The sequence below is a fragment of the Agromyces sp. NPDC060279 genome (genome assembly GCF_042726785.1).
Classification (GTDB): domain Bacteria; phylum Actinomycetota; class Actinomycetes; order Actinomycetales; family Microbacteriaceae; genus Agromyces.
Genome location: NZ_JBHXBK010000001.1, coordinates 504,045 through 522,168, shown reverse-complemented (window position 1 = coordinate 522,168; position 18,124 = coordinate 504,045). Strand labels below are relative to the sequence as shown.

Below are 18,124 nucleotides of genomic sequence, written 5' to 3'. Positions count from 1 at the left end.
TGGTGATTTGTGTTCGGTTGTCTGTTCCAACGATTTCCTCAACGGGCATCCGCCTCAGTTGTGTTCCCACCGCTGGCCTCGGCTGGGCCCGGGGTCGCCGACCCCGGGCCCGTCCGCGTTTCCGATCCGCTCAGCCGTCCCGCTCAGCCGTTCCGCTCAGCGGCGGCGGAGCCGGAGGTAGCCCGCGAGCAGCCGCGGCACCACGAGGTAGACCGCGAGCGGGACGACGATCGCCGTGAGCAGCAGCGCGCGCAGCACGGGGTGCCAGTCGGCCCAGAGCGGGGCGAAGGCGAGCATGCCGATCGCGACGAGCGGGAAGATCGCGAGCCAGGTGATCGCTGCGCGCAGGTGGATCGAGGGCGGCGAGGGCGGCGAGGGCGGCGCAGCTGGCGCCGCGGGGGTCGGGTTCGGGCTGGCGACGGGTTCGGTGGACATGGCATTCTCCAACTGTTTGGTTGCTTCCAACTGAACGGTTGCAACCATAGAGTCGCGTTCGCTATTCCGCAACCGCCCGGTTGGAGCTTGCTACCCTGCTGGCATGGCCTGGGACACCGAGGGCACCAAGCGGCGACTGCTCGAGGCGGCGACGGTCGAGTTCGCGCAGCACGGCTTCGCCGGAGGCCGCATCGATCGCATCGCCGCCGCCGCGGGCGTCAACAAGGAGCGCATCTACCAGTACTTCGGCAAGAAGGGGGAGCTCTTCGACGCCGTGCTGGTGAGCGAGCTCCGCCGGGTCATGGACGAGGTGCCGCTCCACGGCGAAGGTCCGCAGGCGGTCGCCGACTATGCGGGGCGACTGTTCGACCACCACGTCGACGACCCGACCGTCCCGCGGCTCGTGACGTGGGAGGGGCTCGAGCGGGGACGCGACACGGTCGCCCGGGCCGAGCGGCTCGAGCACCACACCGCGAAGGTCGCGGCGATGATGCGGATGCTTCCCGGCGTCGACAAGGACGGCGCCGCCGATCTCCTCCTCACCATCGTCACCCTCTGCGACTCCTGGCCGGTGCTGCCGCAGGTCGACGAGTTCCTGAGCGGACGGGTCGACGGCCGGCGCGCCGAGCGGCGCGCCAGCATCGTCGCCACCGTCGAGCTGCTCGCCCGTGCGCTCAGTTCAGCGGCGGGGCGTCGCTGAGGACGACGAGGCGCCTCGTCGCCCGGGTCATCGCGACGTAGCGGTCGACCGCGCCCTCGATGCCGTCGCCGAATCGGCCCGGTTCCACGAGCGCCACGAGGTCGAACTCGAGCCCCTTCGCGAGCTCCGGCGTGAGCCGGCGCACCCGGGGACGCCCGACGAGCGCGGCGTCGACGGTCGCCGATGCAGCTTCGGATGGCGCAGCCGGGTGGATGACGCAGGCGCTCGCCTCGGGATGCGCCGACGTCCAGTCCTCGAGCACGCGCTGGAGCTCGGCGAGAGGCAGATGCTCGACGGGGTGGCCGCCCGAGCGGATGCTCGTCGGCACGTTCGCATCCGGGATGGCCGCCCGGATCCCCGGTGCCGCCTCGGCCATGATCTCGGCGGGGGTGCGGTAGTTCACCGTGAGCCCGGCGAGCTCGATCCGGCCGAAGCCCACGCGGCGCATCCGTTCGGTCCAGGACTCCAGGAAGCCGTGCCTCGCCTGCGCCCGATCGCCGACGACCGTGAAGCTGCGCGACGGGCAGCGGGCGAGCAGCATGCGCCATTCGGCATCCGTCAGCTCCTGCGCCTCGTCGATCACGACGTGCGCGAACGGGCCGTCGAGCTGGGCGCTGCGCTCCGGTCCCGGCAGCTCGCCGAGCAGCGTGTGCTGCACGTCCGCACCGCGCAGCATGGTGACGAGCCCCTCGCCGTCGTCGTCGGCCGCGATGAGCTGATCGACCACGAGGTCCATCTGTTCGCGATCGGCCTCGGCCTCGGCGCGCGCGCGGCGGATGCGGCCCGGGGCCTCCGGGTCGCCGATGCGGCGCCTGGCTGCGTCGAGGTAGGGCACGTCGGCGCGGGTCCACTCCCGGGGGTTCTCGCGCCGGAGCGCCGCCGCGTCCTCCGTGCTCAGCCACGGCGCGCAGCGTCGGAGGAAGTCGGGCGAGGTCCACAGATCGGCGACCACCCCGACCGGATCGAGCAGCGGCCACGCGCGGTCGAAGCGACGGCGCAACGCCTCGTCGGCTGCGAGCTCGCGGCGCAGGAGTCGCGCGGGGACGCCCGCCGGCTGCTGATCGGCGAGGATCTCGAGCAGCGCCTCCCAGACGACGCCGCGGGCCTCGTTGTGCGGGGTGCCCGGCTCCGGAGCGGTGAACGCCTCGGCCCAGTCCGCAGCTCCGAGGAACGACTCGCCCCACTGGGTGTCGACGAGGAGCTCCACGGTCGGCGGGACCTCGTACGCCTCGACCGCGGCGGCGACGGCGTCGAGGAGGCGGGCTTCGCCCTTCAGCACCGCGGCCTCGGGCGAGCGCTCCGGGGCGAGGGTCGCGCCTTCGGGGACGAAGTCGCTCGGCACCGCCATCGCGACCTCCTGCTCGCCGAGGCTCGGCAGCACGTCGGCGACGTAGTCGAGGTACGGGTGCGAGGGGCCGACGACCAGCACGCCGCCGCGGTGCGCGGCGACTCTCGCGTCCGCATAGAGCAGGTAGGCGGCGCGGTGCAGGGCGACGACGGTCTTGCCGGTGCCCGGCCCGCCATCGACGACGAGCGCGCCCTCCGAGCCGGCGCGGATGATGGCGTCCTGATCCGCCTGGATCGTGCCGAGCACGTCGCGCATCCGCTCGGAGCGGTCGGTGCCGAGGCTCGCGATGAACGCCGACTGGTCGTCGAGCGCGAGCGCGCGCGCATCGCCGCCCGGCTCGAGCAGCTCGTCCCAGTAGTCGACGATGCGGCCGCGCGTCCAGCGGTAGCGACGGCGGCTGCGCACCCCCATCGGCTGCGCCGGCGTCGCGGCGAAGAACGGCTCGGCCGCCGGGGTGCGCCAGTCGACGAGGAGCCGCTCGCCGTCGGGGCCGGCGAGCCCGATGCGGCCGATGTACCGCGGCTCGTCACTCCCCTCGACCACGATGCGGCCGAGGCACGCGTCGATCCCATAGCGTCGGAGCGTGCGAAGCCGGTTCTCGAGTCGATGCACCTCGAGGTCGCGGTCGAGGGCGGCCTGACCGTGGCGGGCTTGCGCCTGCAGTTCGGCGCTGAGACGATCGCGGGCGTCCGCGATCTCGGCGGCGATCGCTGCGGCGATGGCGGCGAAGTGACGTTCGTCCTCGACGAGCAGCGCCGGGCTCGATTTCTCGGCGAGGTGTGCGGGCAGCTGGAAGGGGCTCTCGGACAGGGGTCCTCCAAGGCGACAAGCGGGTGGGTCCGTCAGTATGCGCCACCGAGGGGGCCTTGCGGCAAGCCCCTGGCCCGGCGGTATCCTGGAAGTGCGGGGGAGTTCAGTCAGTCGGCGGAGCCGCCGCGGCCGGCACCGCGGGTGCGGTCGATCAGCTCGCGAAGCTCGAGTCGACGAGCACCGTCGAAGAGCGCTCGCACCGCATCTTCCGCCCTGTCTGCGTCGCGCTCCACGATCGCGTTCGCGACGATCGGATAGTGCGTGGCGAGCAGCGCCGAGTCGCGTACGATCGCCTTCGCGCTGAGGTGGTCGAGCGCCCGGGCGAGCAGCGGATTGTGCGCCGCCCGCCCGAGCGCCTGGCGGAAGGCGTGCGCGGCGGACTGGATCTCTCCACCGTGTTCATGCGCCAGCGCGACGACGCCGGCTTCGTGAACGAGCCGCTCTGCGTCGGCGGCGCTGCGGCGCTCAGCAGCCAGGCGCGCCGCCGCCAGCTCGAATTCCAGTTGGGCCGCGCCTTCGTCTCGGCGGGGGAGCTGGGGCTCGGGCGAGACGCCGCTCAGCTCGTACTCGGCTCTCCGCACCTGCCTGCTTTCTTCGGGATCGTCGTCGGGCATACGGGATGCCAATTCCGTGCTTCGTGGGCCAGCCAAGCTTAGATCATCACGGCGTCGTGGAGCGAGCGGCTGCAGCAGACCGAGAGAAGAAGCAGATGCGGGATGCCACACCACGTGAACGGTCGCCGACGTGCGGCGTCGACGCCGGGGGTGACCAGGTGGGAGGCACGCCGGCTCGGCGCTGGCCGACCAGAGCCGTGAGCGCGCGTTCGCGAGCCGCGTCTGCGTCTCGATCCTGGCTTGCCGGCGCGGGGTGACAGGCCCGTGTAGCGCTTGGTTGCCCAAGCGCGTGCACCGGTCTTGCCGAGTCGGATCATTCCACACGAACCGTCGAGCTTGGCTGCCAGCGGTAGCCGATCTCCGCGCGCCGGAAATCGAGAGGACCCGGCCTGTTTCCCCCAGTAGCCGGGCCCTCTCTCCGCACCGATTCCCAGTCGTGCGGACTGCCAGCGGGCGGGTGCCCCCGATGCTGGACAGAGCGATGGTAGCACGGGATACCAATCTCAGAGGAATCCCATGACGTCGTCCGATCGCGGCATGTCGACGCGAGGCTCTCGACTTCGGTAAGGAATCTTGCGTTTTGCCGGGACTGGCGGAACGCTGCTGGTATGGTTCTCCGTATGTCGTTCAGGATGCAGCTCTTGCGTGGCGATGACGCCATGCGCGCCAGCAGGCTGAGCGCAGCGGCATGACCGAGGCGTGCCAGACCGAAGCCGAGCGGGTCGCCGAAGCGCTGCGTTCCGAGATCGTCGCCCGCAAGCGGCTCCCGGGCACCCGACTGATCGAGCGGTCGATCGCCGCCGAACTCGGGGTCAGTCGTCTTCCCGTCCGTGACGCACTTCGGGTGCTCGAGCGCGAAGGGCTGGTCGCCCGCATGGGTCGAAGCCTCGCGGTGCGAGAGCTCGGCCTGCGAGACCGGGGCGAACTCACCGAGGTGTGTGAGGCGTTCGACGCGGTTGCAGTGCGACTCGCTGCCGAATCTCGGACGGACGAGGAGATCCGCGGCATCGAGGACTCGCTGGAAGCGCTCTCCGGCAGCGGTGGGGCGGAAGACGCACTCCGATACCGACGGGCCGTCGCGGAAGCCTCGCACAACGAGTTCGTGGTGGAGATCAGCACCCTCCTGCGCGGCCGGGAGGCCGGCGAAGTGCTCGCTCCGGCGCTCCTCGCCGAGCACGGCCGAGGCGTCGTCGCCGCGCTGAAGCGGCACGACGCGGACGCGGCCGAAGCGGCAGTCCGCACGCAGTACCGTGCGACGCGAGAGGCGTTCCGACACGAGGTCATCTCCGAGCTGGAATCGCGACTCGCCGAGGTGCGAGCGGCGGAGGTGGTCGAGTGACCGGGGAACAGCAGCCGCGGGTCCCCGAGGCGACGCGCGTGCAGAGCCTTCTGCGCCAGCAGATCATCGAGGGTGTCCGGCAGCCCGGAAGTGCGCTGGTCGAGCGGGCGATCGGGGAGGAATTCGGCGTCAGCCGACTCCCGGTCCGGCAGGCGATCCAGGGTCTGGTCGCCGAACAGCTCGTCGTGCCGGGCGGAGCGCGCTCGGCCGCGGTCGTTCGAGGCTTCGACGCGGAAGAGCTCGAGGCGCTGAGCGTGGTTCACGCGACGCTCGAGCGGCTCGTCGTCCGGTGGGCTGCCCTCCGGCGGAGCGCCGAGCAGGTGGAACTGCTCCGCGAGCTCGTGCCGGCCACAGTGGCCGATGGCGCGACGGTCGACGCGGCAGCCGTCCGGCGTTCGGTGCTCGACTTCCGCGCGCTGCTCTTTGTCATGGCCGACAGCGAGATCCTGAACGAACTCAATCAGTTGGTGGGCGCTCGGGTCACGCAGGTGATCTCGCACGCGCTTCAGCCGGCAGAAGCGGGCCCGTATCTCGAGGCGCTGTATCGGGCGATCGCGATCGGGGATCCCGATCTCGCCGAGACGATCATGATCGAGTACATCGCGCCGCAGAAGTTCGCGCGCTCACAGGCCGACTGAGTCCGCCCGGTCTGGTTCTGCGGAGCCGTCTCAGCTGCCGCCTGTGTGGCCCGAGCCTCGTCGCGTCTCGGACGCTTTGCGTTGTTCACGATTCGAGCGCTGGGGATGCCAAGCGTGAGATCCGGATTGCAAGGGAATGCCGGTGTGTATGGGTGATTTGGCTGGACCGTCTTGCTCTTCGGTGAAATAACGGGATACCATGGGTGTGTCGCGCCGAGTGAATCGGGTTGAGGTCGAACAAGCCAGTAGCCCGGCGCGACGCTCCGTCTCACCGCGGAGCGTGCAACGTCGTTGCACTGGGCTCCCGGGCGTCTTGGATCCCCCCGGATCTCCCGGTCCGGGAGCCCTCCTCCGAAACGTCACCATGAGGCGCTCGCCGAAGCGCCGCACGGTGGCGTTTCGTCGTGTTCGGTCCTTCTCGTACCACCGTGCACCGGTCTGCACACGGCGGAAGCCGCCTCCTCGATCGGGAGACGGCTTCCGCGGGGCGGGTGCTAGGGCGTGCTCCGTCGCCGGGCTACGACGACGGCGGCGGCACCCAGAACCGCGAGCAGCGCGGCGACCCCGAGTGCGACGCCCGGCGCGACACCGGTGGCCGCGAGCACTCCGCCGGGGGGAGTGACGTGCGGCGGTTCGCTCGGCCCCGGGTGCTCGCCCGGTCCGGCAGGCGGTGTCGGCGCTCGGTAGGTGATCGTCACCGTCGCACGGGTGAGGTTCCCAGCGCGGTCCGCCACCTGGTACTCGATGGGGGTCGGGTTGCCGGTGAACCCGTCCTCCGGGGTGAAGGTGATGTCGCCGGTGTCGGGGTCGACGGTCCACGTGCCCTCTCCAGGGATGACGAGTTCGTCGACCGGGTCCCCGCTCGAGGGATCCGTGATGCGGACCGTCGAGGGGTCGAGGTCGCCCCTGTCGTTGTCGAGCACGGGCACGGTCACAGCGGTGCCCTGCGGATTGTCGAGCGATTCGTCGTCGGTGGCTTCCGGCACGTAGGTGACCGTGACCTTCGCGGTGGAGGGGTTCTGCCCCTGAGGGTCGGTGACCTGGTACTCGATCGGGGTGGGGTTGCCGGTGAATCCGGCTTCCGGGGTGAAGGTGAGGTCGCCGGTGTCGGGGTCGACGGTCCAGGTGCCTTCGCCGGGTACGACGAGTTCTTGCACGGGGTCGCCGCTGTTCGGATCGATGATCCGAACCGAGGTCGGATCGACATCCCCGGTGTCGTTGTCCAGCACCGGCACCGTCACCGCCGTGCCTTGCGGATTGTTCCGCGACTCGTCATCCGTTGCGCCGGGCACGGCCGGCACGAGACCGGCATCGATGCCGGCTGCCGTCGGCTGCTCGCTGTCGAGCTCGATGACGCCGCTCTCACCGGTGGCGGGATCGGCATCCGAGTCGCGACTCCCGTCGTCGCCGGCGTTCGGCGTCGTGGGTGACATCCCGTCCGGATAATCGCCGAAGCGCACCTTGTAGCGGCCGTAGGGGAGATCGGTGAACGAGTAGTTCCCGTCGGCGTTGGTGACAGTGGTGATCGGCGCGCCGTCGGCGTCGAGCACCGGATCGCCACTCTCATCGAGTAGCTCGACGGTGACCCCCTCGATACCGGCCTCGTCATCGCCGCGGATGCCGTCTCGGTTCGCGTCGAGCCAGACCCGGTCGCCGATCGAGCCGTTCTGGGGAAGCCGCACCGAGAGGAGCGTGTAGTCCGACTGGGTCGAGTCCGTGGCCTGGCTCGGCAGGCGCACGGTCTCGCCCCAGACGGTGTTCAGGCCGTTGACCCCGTCGGCGTACGTGGCATTCGCCGTGCTCGTGTACGCCGTGCCGGTGTTGTACTGATCACGCGGCCACTCGCTGAACGGCGAGATGGTCGAGTCGAGCTGGAACGCCACTTCGGTGAACGTGCCGTGAAGTTGCAGCGAGCCGCATCCGGCGAACGCCATGTTCGGCGTCTCCTGCTCGGTGTTCGCGTTGCCCTTGTCTCGGGTGTTGCAATTGCCCGCGGTGTTCGCCGATGGGGTGTGCAGTCGGCTGCCGTCGAGCACCAGGTTGGTCGGGGCGTCTCCGGCGAGCGTCATCGTCACGTCTGGCGAGATCAGCTCCCACACCTGCGAGTTGAAGGACCCCTTGCCGTAGCGGGTGGTGCCGTCGTCCGAGTTCCAGGTGTAGTTGCCCCAACCGCCGATTCCGCTGACGTCGAGGACGGGATCGGTGACCGCCCGGTCGAAGCTGAGGGTGAGGGTCATCGTGTCGGCGCAGTTGCCGCTGAAGTTCTGGTGCTCCGCGCTGCCGGGGCCGCCGTCGCAGTTGGAGGCGTTCGTCAGCACGCCCAGTCCTGGCAGGTTCGCGGGAGTCGGTGCGCCGAGGAACATCGCGGACGAGGCGCCGTGGACGGAATGGTCGCGCGGGTTGGTGAGGAAGTTGGTGCCGGCGAGCTGCGTCGGGCCCGGCGTGACGCGAGCGGTGATTCCGATCGCACCAGTCCGGGTCGGCAGCGAGCTCGTCGCCTCGTTCGTGGCCTGATCGTGGGCGGGGGCCGTGTTCGAAGTCCTGGCGGATCCCGGGTCCACGAGCGTCCACGCGTCGTTGAAGACATAGCCGTTCTCCTCGGCGGCCGATGCCGGCGTCGCGACGCCGACGAGCGCCAGGAATCCGACGGCGAGCGTGGTCGACATCGCGAGGGCCACGACGCGTCGGAGACGGTGCCAGCCGCTCGGCGCGGGGCCGCGCGGTACGCGTGCTGCGGTCGGGTGAAACGACATCGTGTCCCCTTTCACGTGTCCGAGACGAGCGGGTCGCGGTCAGGCCTCGAACCAGCCGGAGCTGCTTGGTGTACCAGGCGATCCATGTTCTGAGCCCGGAAGCACGATGTTTGGCGACCCGTGTGCGAAAGTCCGTCTCCGTGTCGTAGCCTATGGTATGCCAACAGAAGCCGATCGTCACGCTTCGAGAGGCGGTCGGTGGCTTCGGTTGTGCGGCGGTCGGTGATGGAGAGGTGGGATGCCTCGCCGGCGCATCGGCTATGGCATCCCGTGGGGTGATGGCAAGGGGGACTTGGATGGGATCGGCGCTGGCCAGCGGACGGGGCGCACGGCGTCGCGTCCGGTGGTGGGCCGGACTGCTCGTCCTGGGGCTTCCCGCCGCGGGTGCCTCCGCGGCGACCCCCGCGACGCCGGCACAGGCAGCGGATCCGTTCGCCGGAGGCGAGCGCTACGCACTCCAGGGCGTCGTCTCGAACAGCACCCGGTACTTCCTCCACGTCGATCCGGATGCCGAGACGTCCGTGCAGGACGGCGCGGTCGCCGGGCCGGCGAACCGCCAGCTGAACGCGCTCGGCATCTCCGCCGACGGGACGACCGCGTTCTACGTGCGCCAGACCGGCGGCGGTGTCGAAGCGGTCTACATCTACAACCGGCTCACGGGCGCGCCGACCTCGTACCACATGCCGGCAGGCGTCCGCGGCGAGTCGACGACGGAAGCAGCGATGACCACGGGGCTCACGCCCCGCAGAACGGAACCGGGTGGGACCTCCATTCGGGCACTGGGAAAGGAACACCATGCCAGCACGACGTGAGCTCGCGGACGCTCCCGAGCACATCATCACCGCCCTGCGGGCGATCTCGGGTGCTGCGCGCGCGACGGTCTTGCGATACGTCTTGAAGAACCCTCGCGCCTCGCACACCGAGATCGTCGCGAGCACCGGCGTGAGCCGGGGCTCGGCGACGACCGCGCTCCGGGACCTGGAAGCACTCGGGTACCTCCACGTCGATGGGCCCCGCCAAGGCCGGATCGTCCGCTACCGCGCAGACGAGAGCTCCATCGCCAGCGACCTGACGGCCGTGCACGACTGGTTCCTGCGCTGACGTCCGCGCCGGCGCGCGCGAGCTCTACGATGGGGGCATGCCTACTCCGGCGCCGCCGTCCACCCGCCCCACCGACGCCTCGGCGGACGACGTCGCAGCCGTCGGCATCGCCGTCGCCCAGTTCGCGCCGGTTCCCGACGTCGTCGCGAACCTCGAGGAGATCGAACGGCTCGCGCGGCTGGCCGCCGCTCGCGGGGCGAAGCTCGTGGTGCTCCCCGAGTACGCCATGTACTTCACTCCGGAGCTCGGCCGCGAAATGGCCGAGGCGGCCGAGCCGATCGACGGCCCCTTCGTCGGCGCGTTCAGCGCGCTCGCCGGCCAGCTCGGCGTGCACCTCGTCGCGGGCATGCTGGAGCGCCGGGATGACGGCCGGTTCTCGAACACGCTCGTCGCGGCGGATGCCGACGGGACCGTGGTCGCCCGCTACCGCAAGCAGCACCTCTACGACGCTTTCGGGCAGCGGGAGTCCGAGCACGTCGCGCCTGGCGAACTCGCAGCCCCGGAGCTCTTCGAGCTCGACGGCTTCACGGTCGGCATGCAGACCTGCTACGACCTGCGATTCCCGGAGGTGACCAGAACGCTCGTCGACGCAGGGGCCGAGCTCGTGCTCGTGCCGGCCGAGTGGGTGCGCGGGCCGTTGAAGGAGCACCACTGGCGCACGCTCGCCACCGCGCGTGCGATCGAGAACACCGTGTACCTCGCCGCGGCGGACCAGACGCCGCCGGTCGCCGTCGGCGCAAGCCTCGTGGTCGACCCGATGGGCGTCGAGATCGCGGGTCTCGGCGAGGAGCCGGGCGTCGCGATCGCCTGGATCGAACGGGACCGGCTCGAACGCGTGCGCCGGGTCAACCCCGCGCTCGAGCTCCGTCGCTACCGGGTCGTCCCGCGCTGAGTCGTCGCGGGCGCGTCCCCGGTCAGGCGGTGCCGAGCGCGGCGAGCCGGGCGGATGCCTCCCGCAGCACGTCCTCGCGCTTGCAGAACGCGAAGCGGACGAGTCGGGCGACCTCGTGGCGGTGCTCACGCCGCACGAAGGCCGAGACGGGAATGCCGACGACGCCCGCGAGGTCGGGCAGCCGGCGGCACAGCTCTTCGGCGTCGTCGAAGCCGAGCGGACCCGCGTCGGCGACCACGAAGTAGCCCGCGCGGGGACGGGCGACGGTGAATCCGGCGGCCTCGAGTCCGGCGGAGAGCAGTTCGGCGCGGTGAGCGAGCGAGGTGGCGGCGGACGTGAAGACGGCGTCCGGCAGGTCGAGGCCCGTGGCGACCGCCGGTTGGAAGGGTGCCCCGTTCACGTAGGTGAGGTACTGCTTCACCGCGAGTACCGCAGTGACGAGCTCCGGGCGGGCCGTCAGCCAGCCGATCTTCCAACCCGTGGTCGAGAAGGTCTTGCCGCCTGAGGAGATGCTGATCGTACGCGCGCGAGCACCCGGACGCGCCGCGATCGGGCGATGCGGCCCGTCGAAGCGGAGGTGCTCGTAGACCTCGTCGGTGACGAGGAGTGCGTCATGACGCTCGGCGAGCTCGACGAGGAGCTCGGCCGTGGCCTCGTCGAGCACAGCGCCGGTGGGGTTGTGGGGATCGTTGACGAGGATGAGCCGGGTGCGGTCGGTGACGGCGGCACGCAACTCGTCGTGGTCCGGACGCCACTCGGGGAACCGCAGCGGCACGGTGCGGTGCACGCCGCCCGCCCGGGCGATGAGCGCGGCGTACGCGTCGTAGTACGGCTCGAACGTCACCACTTCGTCGCCCGGCTCGACGAAGGCGAGCACGGTCGCGGCCAGCGCCTCGGTCGCACCGGCGGTCACGAGCACTTCGCGGTCGGGGTCCAGCCCGATCCCGTACCAGTGCTGCTGATGCCGGGCGATCGCCTCCCGCAGCACCGGCATCCCGGTGCCCGGCGGGTACTGGTTCGTCCCGCTCCGGATCGCGTCCACCGCAGCGTCGAGCACCGCGGCGGGGCCGTCTTCGTCGGGGAAGCCCTGGCCGAGGTTGATGGCTCCGGTGCGCTGCGCGAGCGCGCTCATCTCGGCGAACACGGTCGCCGCGATGCGTCCGTCCGGGCCGAGCAGCCCGGCGCCGGCGGCAGTGCGCTGCCATGGCGCGAGGGGAGGGTGCGCGAGGGAGTCGGTCACGCTCACACCGTACCCGCAGCGCCCGGCGCTACGCTGGCGAAGGCCCGCTGCCGCCCGCGCGTTCCGTTCGGAGGCTTCACTGCCGGCCGATAGCCGATCCATAGACTTCGCCGATGCCACGCACAGCTTGCGCCGCGAGAGTGGGGGCAGCTTGGAAGGAGCAGACATGACCGATCACACCACTGGCCCCGTCTCGGAGGAGCCGCGGGACCCCGAGGAGCGTGACGTCACGGAAGCCGCTGGCGTCGCTGCACCGAACGACGTCCCCGAGACGAGCGCAGCGGAGACCGCCGCGCCCGAGTCGACCGCGACCGAGGCCCCCGCGCCCGAGCCGACCGAGGCCCCCGCCCCGGCATCCGCCGGATGGGTCGCCCCGAACGCCCCCGCTGCGCCCCAGACGGCGCCCCAGCCGGCCGCGCGGACCGCAGCGCCGCAGGCAGCGGCCTCGCAGGCCGCGCCCGGCCAGCCCGCGGCCCCGGCCACCGGAACGCTCTACGAGCCCGGCCGGGCCCCGCAGCCGTACCACGCCGCGCAGTACCCGCACCCGGTCGCCCCGCAGCCGACCCACCCCGCCACGCAGCCCACGCAGCCGCTGCCCGGAGCGCACCAGCCGCAGCCCTCTGCTGGGCCCGGCCAGGTGCCGCCGGGGCAGGTCCCGCCGGCGTTCGGCGGACAGCCCGCCGCGGCGCCCGCGCCGAAGAAGCGTCCGGTCGGGCTCGGCATCGCCGCGGCCATCGTCGCGGCCGCCCTCATCGGGGGCGGCGCCGGTGCCGGCGTCACCGCGCTCTCGCTGGCCAACCGCACCACCACGACCTCCGCGAGCGCCAGCCCGCAGAACGTCGTCGTCAACGACACGGAGTCCGTGAACCAGGTCACGGCGGTCGCCGCGAAGGCGAGCCCGAGCGTCGTCACCATCTCGGTCTCCTCGGCCGACGGCGCAGGCACCGGCTCCGGCATCATCCTCTCCGACGACGGCTACGTGCTGACGAACACCCACGTCGTCACGCTCGACGGCGCGACCGGCGAGCCCACCATCCAGGTGAAGACCGACGACGGCCACCTCTACTCGGCCGAGCTCGTGGGCACCGACCCGCTGAGCGACCTCGCCGTGATCAAGCTGAAGGACGCGTCGGGGCTGACCCCGCTCGCATTCGCCGACTCGAGCAAGCTGAACGTCGGCGACACCGCCATCGCGATCGGCGCGCCCCTCGGACTGTCCGGCACCGTGACGGACGGCATCGTGAGCGCCCTGAACCGCTCCATCGAGGTCGCGTCCTCGGCGGCGCCCACCACCCCGGACGACAGCGGCCAGGGCGACCAGCAGCAGGGCGGACAGCAGCCCTTCGACTTCTGGAACTTCGACATCCCCGGTCAGGGCGGTCAGGGCGGTCAGGGCGACCAGGGCAGCCAGCAGCCGCAGCAGGGCGGCGGCAACATCTCGATCCCCGTGATCCAGACCGACGCCGCGATCAACCCCGGCAACTCCGGCGGCGCGCTGCTGAACAGCAAGGGCGAACTCATCGGCGTCAACGTCGCGATCCTCGGCACCGGCGACTCCTCGTCCGGCCAGTCCGGCAACATCGGCGTCGGCTTCGCCGTTCCGTCGAACCTGGCGAAGCGGGTCTCCGACGAGATCATCGCGAACGGCTCGGCGACGCACGGCCTGCTCGGGGCGACCGTCACGGCCGCGCAGAGCGACGAGCAGAGCAGCACCGTCGGTGCGCTCATCACCGACGTCCCCGCCGGGGGCGCCGCCGCGAAGGCGGGTCTGCAGAAGGGCGACATCGTCACCCAGTTCAACGGGCTGCCGATCACCGACCAGACCGACCTCACCGCGCAGGTCCGCGCACTCGCGGGCGGCACCGAGGCGGAGGTCACCTACCTCCGCGACGGTGAGGCGAACACCGTGACGGTCACGCTCGGCACCTTCGAGGGCTGATCCCCGACGTCGGCGCGACACCCGGCGAGTGGCCGGAGCCATCGAGGCTCCGGCCACTCGGCGTTTGCTAGGCTCGATCGACCCAGCAGCAGAGTGAGGAACCTTGCCCGATCAGCCCGACGGCACTCGCCGATCGACGCTCGGCGTCTCCTATGTGATGCCGGTGCTGAACGATGCCTCGCACGTTCGCGCCGCCGTGGAGTCCATCCTCGATCAGCACTACGAGGGCCCCGTCGAGGTCCTCATCGCGCTCGGGCCGTCGATCGACGGCACGGCGGAGCTCGTCGCCGATCTGGCCGCCCGCGACCCCCGGGTGCGCGTGCTCGACAACGCAGTTGGGTCGACGCCCGCCGGGCTCAACCTCGGCATCCGCGCCGCCGTGTACCCCGTCGTCGTGCGCGTCGACTCGCACTCCATGCTGCCGGCCGACTACACGCGGATCGCCGTCGACACCCTCGAACGCACCGGCGCCGACAACGTCGGCGGCATCATGGCCGCGCACGGCGAGACCGCCTTCGAGCGGGCCGTCGCGCGGGCCTACACGACCCCCGTCGGGCTCGGCGGCTCCGCCTTCCACGTCGGCGGTACGGCCGGGCCGGTCGAGACCGTGTACCTCGGCGTATTCCGCCGTGAGGCGCTCGAACGCGTCGGGCTCTTCGACGAGACGATCAAGCGCGGCCAGGACTGGGAGCTCAACCGCCGGCTGCGTGCCACCGGCGGCATCGTCTGGTTCACGCCCGAACTGAGCGTCACGTATCGGCCGCGCTCGACCCTCGAACGGCTCGGCCGGCAGATGTTCTCGACGGGGCTCTGGCGCGGCGAGCTGGCCCGCCGGTTCCCCGCGGCGAACGGCCTGCGCTACTTCGTGCCGCCCGTCATGGTGCTCGGGGTGCTGCTGGGGCTCCTCGCCGGCCTTGGCGGGCTCGTGCAGGCGCTGGCCGGTCAGACCCCGTGGCTGGCGGCCGGCCTCGTGGTGCCCGCCGTCTACCTGCTGTTCGTCCTCGTCGCGGCGCTCGTCTACGGTCGCGGCCAGGGTGCCGCGTCGTGGCTCTGGTTTCTCGTAGTCTTGCCGTGCATCCATGTCGCGTGGGGGGCGGGCTTCGTGCTCGGCTATCTCTCGCTGACGCGGAACATCGCCAGCCATACGGGAAGGTAACGGATGTCGCACCCGCACTCGACGTCGTCGGAGCCGTCGAGAACGCACCCATCGAGCCTCGCCGAGCTGAAAGCGGTCACCCAGCCGCCGGAGGTCCGCGGGCGGCGCAATGCGGAGCACTGGACGGCGTCGCTCTACCTGCGGCGGCTGTCGCCGTACCTGACGTGGGTGCTGCTCAAGACGCCGATCTCGGCGAACGGCGTGACCGGGTTGATGATCCTCGTCGGCTGGTCGACGGCCGCGGCTCTGCTCATCCCGGGCGTCTGGGGCGCGCTGCTCGCCGTCGTGCTCGGCCAGCTGCAGATGCTCGTGGACTGCTGCGACGGCGAGGTCGCCAGGTGGCGGCGCACGTCCTCGCCGGCCGGCGTGTTCCTCGACAAGGTGGGGCACTACTCCACCGAGGCGCTCATCCCGATCGCGCTCGGCATCCGCGCCGCCGCGTACCCGCTCGAGTTCCCCGCCGACTTCCTCTGGACGACCGTCGGCGCCCTGCTCGCCCTCGTCATCGTGCTCAACAAGGCGCTGAACGACATGGTGCACGTCGCCCGGGCCAATGCCGGCCTGCCGAAGCTGGCCGACACGCACGGCGAGACGGCGCCGCGCGGCGGCCTCGTCGCGAAGCTCCGCCGCGTCGCGCGCTTCGTGCCGTTCCACCGGCTCTACCACTCGGTCGAGCTGACGCTCATCGCGTTCGCCGCCGCCGTGGTCGGCCTGTTCGTCGGCCAGCCGATCGTGGACCGGGTCGTGGTGGCCGCCCTGCTGCCGCTGGCCGTGCTCGCGGTCGTCGGGCACTTCGTGGCGATCATGGCGAGCCGGCGTGTCCGTTCCTGAGCCGACGTCCGGCACGGTGACGCCGCAGTTCGGCGTCGTCGTGCTGACGATGGGCCGCCGGCCTGAGGAGCTGCTGCGCGGCGTGCGCAGCGTGCTCGAGCAGCGCGGGGTCGCGGTGGACGTGGTCGTGGTCGGCAACGGCTGGGATCCGGCGACCGCCGAGCCGTCCCTGCCCACCGGGGTGCGCACGCTCGCGCTCGCGGAGAATCTCGGCATCCCGGCCGGCCGCAATCGCGGGGTTCCGGAGGTCGAGGGCGAGCTGCTCTTCTTCCTCGACGACGACGCGTTCCTCCCGGACCCGGAGTTCCTCGCGAAGGGCGCGGCGCTCCTCGCCGCACGACCCGAGCTCGGGCTCGTGCAGCCCCGGGTCGTGGATCCCACCGGACTGGTCTCGCCGCGACGCTGGATCCCTCGGATCCGCAAGGGCGACCCGGCCCACTCGAGCAACGTCTTCTCCTGCTGGGAGGGGGCCGTGCTCCTGCCGCGCGCCGTCTTCGAACAGACCGGCGGCTGGGCGGACCCGTTCTTCTACGCGCACGAGGGCATCGAGCTCGCGTGGCGGGTCTGGGACACCGGGCATCGCGCCTGGTACGCGGGCGAGCTGGAGGCCGCCCACCCGGTCATCGACCCCGCGCGCCACTCGTACTACTTCCGCCTGAACGCCCGGAATCGCGTCTGGCTCGCCCGGCGCAACCTCCCCGCGGTGCTCATCCCCTTCTACGTGGGCTCGTGGACGGCGATCCAGGTGCTGCGCTGGGCCCGCAGACCGGCGCAGCTGCGCGCCTGGTTCGGCGGGTGGCTGGCCGGCTGGCGGGAGGACCCTGGCCAGCGCCGGCCGCTTCGCTGGCGGACCGTCTGGCGGATGACGCGGGCCGGTCGGCCGCCGATCGTCTGAGCGCCGCGCGAGCCGCTCCGTAACGATCGGCTCTCGGTGCGTCCGCGGCGCGCTCGACCGGGGCATCCGCCCAGGCGCCGTCGCTACCCTTGCCGAGTGGGATTGAAGACTGACGCTCGCCGTGCCGTGAAGCTCGCGAAGAACATCATCGCCTCGCGGCGCTCGCAGCGGGCGCTCGCCACGGCCCTCGCGCAGGCGGCGCCGCTCGAGCCCGGGCGCTACCGCATCGGGGTGTACTTCGCCGACGGCAAGGTCAACCTCTACCAGCTGCGTCAGTGGTACCGGCCGCTCGCCGAGCTTGCGGAGACGTACCCCGTGGTGATCCTGAGCCGGGCGTCCGGCGCCGCGCTCGCCCTGTTGGACGAGTCCCCGGTGCCGGTCGCCTACGTGCGCCGGGTGGCCGACCTCGAGCAGCTCATCCACGATCAGCAGCTCCAGCTCATCTTCTACGTGAACCAGAACGCCAAGAACTTCCAGATGATGCGCTACGGGCGGCGCTGGCACGTGTTCATCAACCACGGCGAGTCCGACAAGATGTACATGACCACGAACCAGTTCAAGGCGTACGACTACGCGCTGATCGCCGGCGACGCGGCCCGGTCACGGCTGGGCAAGGTGCTCTGGGACTACGACTTCGACAAGCGGGCGATCCCGATCGGTCGACCGCAGGCCGACCACTACCACGACGGACGCGAACTGCCCTATCCCGACGATGGGCGCGAGGTCGTGCTCTACGCGCCGACCTGGGAGGGCGACCGCGCGGCGGCCGCCTACGGCTCCATCGCCTCGCACGGGGTCGCGCTCGTCACCGCGCTGCTCGCGACCGGCCGGCACCGCGTGATCTATCGCCCGCACCCGCGTTCCGGAGTGCTCGACCACGAGTACGCGGCCGCCAACCGGGCGATCATCGACGCCATCGGCGCGGCGAATCAGGCGGACCCGACCGCCATGCACGTCTACGACGACGGTCGTGAACTCGGCTGGCAGCTCGCGGCCGCCGACCTCGCCGTCGTCGACATCTCGGCGATGGTCTACGACCGGCTCGCGACGGGCAAGCCGCTGCTGATCACCCGCCCGCTCGCCGCGGAGGCCGAGATCGACACGGGCGGGTACCTCTCGGCATGCGAGTGGCTCGTGGCCGAGCCCGGCGCGCCGCTCGACGTGGCGGGCGCGGCGATGCTCGCCCGTGTCGAGGAGGTCGCGCACGACCAGGAGGCGCTGGATCGGCTCGGGTACTGGGTCGAACGCTACTTCGGCGACACCTCGCCGGGCGCGGCGACTGCACGATTCCACGCGGCGGTCGACCACCTCATGGCCGAATGGGAGCGCTTCGCGGCCGAGCACCTCGACGACGAGCTCATCGACGAGCACGACGTCGAGGGCGAGCGCGCCGAGAGCCAGGCCGACGAGGACCCCCACGGCTGACGCGTCGC

Annotated in this window: 16 protein-coding genes; 11 read left to right on the top strand and 5 right to left on the bottom strand. The window is 71.4% G+C overall.

The genetic code is table 11. The features are described 5' to 3' along the window. Positions 1-156: 156 nt before the first annotated feature. Entirely contained in the window at positions 157-435 is a 279-nt protein-coding gene (locus ACFWE1_RS02465; protein ID WP_376931956.1) for a hypothetical protein, read from the bottom strand. Between the two features lie 103 nt (positions 436-538). On the opposite strand from ACFWE1_RS02465, the gene ACFWE1_RS02460 reads away from it, so the two are divergent. Continuing rightward, a complete protein-coding gene (locus ACFWE1_RS02460; RefSeq protein ID WP_376931955.1) occupies positions 539-1,135 on the top strand; it encodes a TetR/AcrR family transcriptional regulator in 597 nt (198 codons plus the stop codon). On the opposite strand, the gene helR is transcribed toward ACFWE1_RS02460, so the two are convergent. Both helR and ACFWE1_RS02450 read right to left on the bottom strand, forming a co-directional pair. Next, positions 1,110-3,272, bottom strand: coding sequence for an RNA polymerase recycling motor ATPase HelR (gene helR, locus ACFWE1_RS02455; RefSeq protein ID WP_376933056.1), 2,163 nt, complete (start codon positions 3,270-3,272; stop codon positions 1,110-1,112). The two genes, ACFWE1_RS02460 and helR, sit on opposite strands and share 26 nt — an antisense overlap. Before the next feature lie 128 nt (positions 3,273-3,400). Next, a complete protein-coding gene (locus ACFWE1_RS02450; RefSeq protein ID WP_376931954.1) occupies positions 3,401-3,907 on the bottom strand; it encodes an FCD domain-containing protein in 507 nt (168 codons plus the stop codon). Positions 3,908-4,595: 688 nt separating this feature from the next. Here ACFWE1_RS02450 and ACFWE1_RS02445 point away from each other — a divergent pair. Beyond that, positions 4,596-5,246 (top strand): GntR family transcriptional regulator, encoded by a 651-nt coding sequence (locus ACFWE1_RS02445; RefSeq protein WP_376931953.1) that lies wholly within the window; start codon positions 4,596-4,598, stop codon positions 5,244-5,246. Beyond that, a complete protein-coding gene (locus ACFWE1_RS02440; RefSeq protein WP_376931952.1) occupies positions 5,243-5,884 on the top strand; it encodes a GntR family transcriptional regulator in 642 nt (213 codons plus the stop codon). The genes ACFWE1_RS02445 and ACFWE1_RS02440 overlap by 4 nt, the downstream gene beginning before the upstream one ends. A 494-nt stretch (positions 5,885-6,378) precedes the next feature. Here ACFWE1_RS02440 and ACFWE1_RS02435 read toward each other — a convergent pair whose 3' ends face one another. Next, positions 6,379-8,637, bottom strand: coding sequence for an SdrD B-like domain-containing protein (locus ACFWE1_RS02435; RefSeq protein ID WP_376931951.1), 2,259 nt, complete (start codon positions 8,635-8,637; stop codon positions 6,379-6,381). Between the two features lie 296 nt (positions 8,638-8,933). On the opposite strand from ACFWE1_RS02435, the gene ACFWE1_RS02430 reads away from it, so the two are divergent. The 3 genes from ACFWE1_RS02430 to ACFWE1_RS02420 are packed head-to-tail and all read left to right on the top strand — an operon-like array spanning position 8,934 to position 10,630. Further along, positions 8,934-9,449, top strand: a complete 516-nt coding sequence (locus tag ACFWE1_RS02430; RefSeq protein ID WP_376931950.1) for a hypothetical protein — start codon at positions 8,934-8,936, stop codon at positions 9,447-9,449. Continuing rightward, a complete protein-coding gene (locus ACFWE1_RS02425; RefSeq protein ID WP_376931949.1) occupies positions 9,433-9,738 on the top strand; it encodes a MarR family transcriptional regulator in 306 nt (101 codons plus the stop codon). Before ACFWE1_RS02430 ends, ACFWE1_RS02425 begins: the two co-directional genes overlap by 17 nt. Positions 9,739-9,775: 37 nt before the next feature. After that, entirely contained in the window at positions 9,776-10,630 is an 855-nt protein-coding gene (locus tag ACFWE1_RS02420) for a carbon-nitrogen hydrolase family protein (protein WP_376931948.1), read from the top strand. Positions 10,631-10,652: 22 nt separating this feature from the next. Here ACFWE1_RS02420 and ACFWE1_RS02415 read toward each other — a convergent pair whose 3' ends face one another. Further along, positions 10,653-11,870, bottom strand: coding sequence for an aminotransferase class I/II-fold pyridoxal phosphate-dependent enzyme (locus ACFWE1_RS02415; RefSeq protein ID WP_376931947.1), 1,218 nt, complete (start codon positions 11,868-11,870; stop codon positions 10,653-10,655). A 166-nt stretch (positions 11,871-12,036) separates the two neighbouring features. Between ACFWE1_RS02415 and ACFWE1_RS02410 the strand changes: the two genes are divergently transcribed. The 5 genes from ACFWE1_RS02410 to ACFWE1_RS02390 all read left to right on the top strand — a co-directional run bounded on the left by ACFWE1_RS02410 (position 12,037) and on the right by ACFWE1_RS02390 (position 18,116). Continuing rightward, positions 12,037-13,809, top strand: a complete 1,773-nt coding sequence (locus ACFWE1_RS02410) for a trypsin-like peptidase domain-containing protein (protein ID WP_376931946.1) — start codon at positions 12,037-12,039, stop codon at positions 13,807-13,809. A 157-nt stretch (positions 13,810-13,966) separates the two neighbouring features. Continuing rightward, entirely contained in the window at positions 13,967-14,965 is a 999-nt protein-coding gene (locus tag ACFWE1_RS02405) for a glycosyltransferase family 2 protein (protein ID WP_376933055.1), read from the top strand. Positions 14,966-14,968: 3 nt separating this feature from the next. Continuing rightward, the gene (locus ACFWE1_RS02400; RefSeq protein ID WP_376931945.1) at positions 14,969-15,796 is read left to right on the top strand and encodes a CDP-alcohol phosphatidyltransferase family protein; all 828 of its coding nucleotides are present in this window, start codon (positions 14,969-14,971) and stop codon (positions 15,794-15,796) included. Beyond that, entirely contained in the window at positions 15,783-16,691 is a 909-nt protein-coding gene (locus ACFWE1_RS02395) for a glycosyltransferase family 2 protein (protein WP_376931944.1), read from the top strand. The genes ACFWE1_RS02400 and ACFWE1_RS02395 overlap by 14 nt, the downstream gene beginning before the upstream one ends. A gap of 96 nt (positions 16,692-16,787) precedes the next feature. Continuing rightward, positions 16,788-18,116, top strand: coding sequence for a CDP-glycerol glycerophosphotransferase family protein (locus ACFWE1_RS02390; protein ID WP_376931943.1), 1,329 nt, complete (start codon positions 16,788-16,790; stop codon positions 18,114-18,116). Positions 18,117-18,124 lie beyond the last annotated feature (8 nt).

Bases quoted from the DNA above. Each gene is read 5' to 3' on its own strand.
- ACFWE1_RS02465 (WP_376931956.1), bottom strand. From the start codon at position 435: ATGTCCACCGAACCCGTCGCCAGCCCGAACCCGACCCCCGCGGCGCCA.
- ACFWE1_RS02460 (WP_376931955.1), top strand. From the start codon at position 539: ATGGCCTGGGACACCGAGGGCACCAAGCGGCGACTGCTCGAGGCGGCG.
- ACFWE1_RS02450 (WP_376931954.1), bottom strand. From the start codon at position 3,907: ATGCCCGACGACGATCCCGAAGAAAGCAGGCAGGTGCGGAGAGCCGAG.
- ACFWE1_RS02445 (WP_376931953.1), top strand. From the start codon at position 4,596: ATGACCGAGGCGTGCCAGACCGAAGCCGAGCGGGTCGCCGAAGCGCTG.
- ACFWE1_RS02435 (WP_376931951.1), bottom strand. From the start codon at position 8,637: ATGTCGTTTCACCCGACCGCAGCACGCGTACCGCGCGGCCCCGCGCCG.
- ACFWE1_RS02430 (WP_376931950.1), top strand. From the start codon at position 8,934: ATGGGATCGGCGCTGGCCAGCGGACGGGGCGCACGGCGTCGCGTCCGG.
- ACFWE1_RS02425 (WP_376931949.1), top strand. From the start codon at position 9,433: ATGCCAGCACGACGTGAGCTCGCGGACGCTCCCGAGCACATCATCACC.
- ACFWE1_RS02420 (WP_376931948.1), top strand. From the start codon at position 9,776: ATGCCTACTCCGGCGCCGCCGTCCACCCGCCCCACCGACGCCTCGGCG.
- ACFWE1_RS02410 (WP_376931946.1), top strand. From the start codon at position 12,037: ATGACCGATCACACCACTGGCCCCGTCTCGGAGGAGCCGCGGGACCCC.
- ACFWE1_RS02405 (WP_376933055.1), top strand. From the start codon at position 13,967: ATGCCGGTGCTGAACGATGCCTCGCACGTTCGCGCCGCCGTGGAGTCC.
- ACFWE1_RS02400 (WP_376931945.1), top strand. From the start codon at position 14,969: ATGTCGCACCCGCACTCGACGTCGTCGGAGCCGTCGAGAACGCACCCA.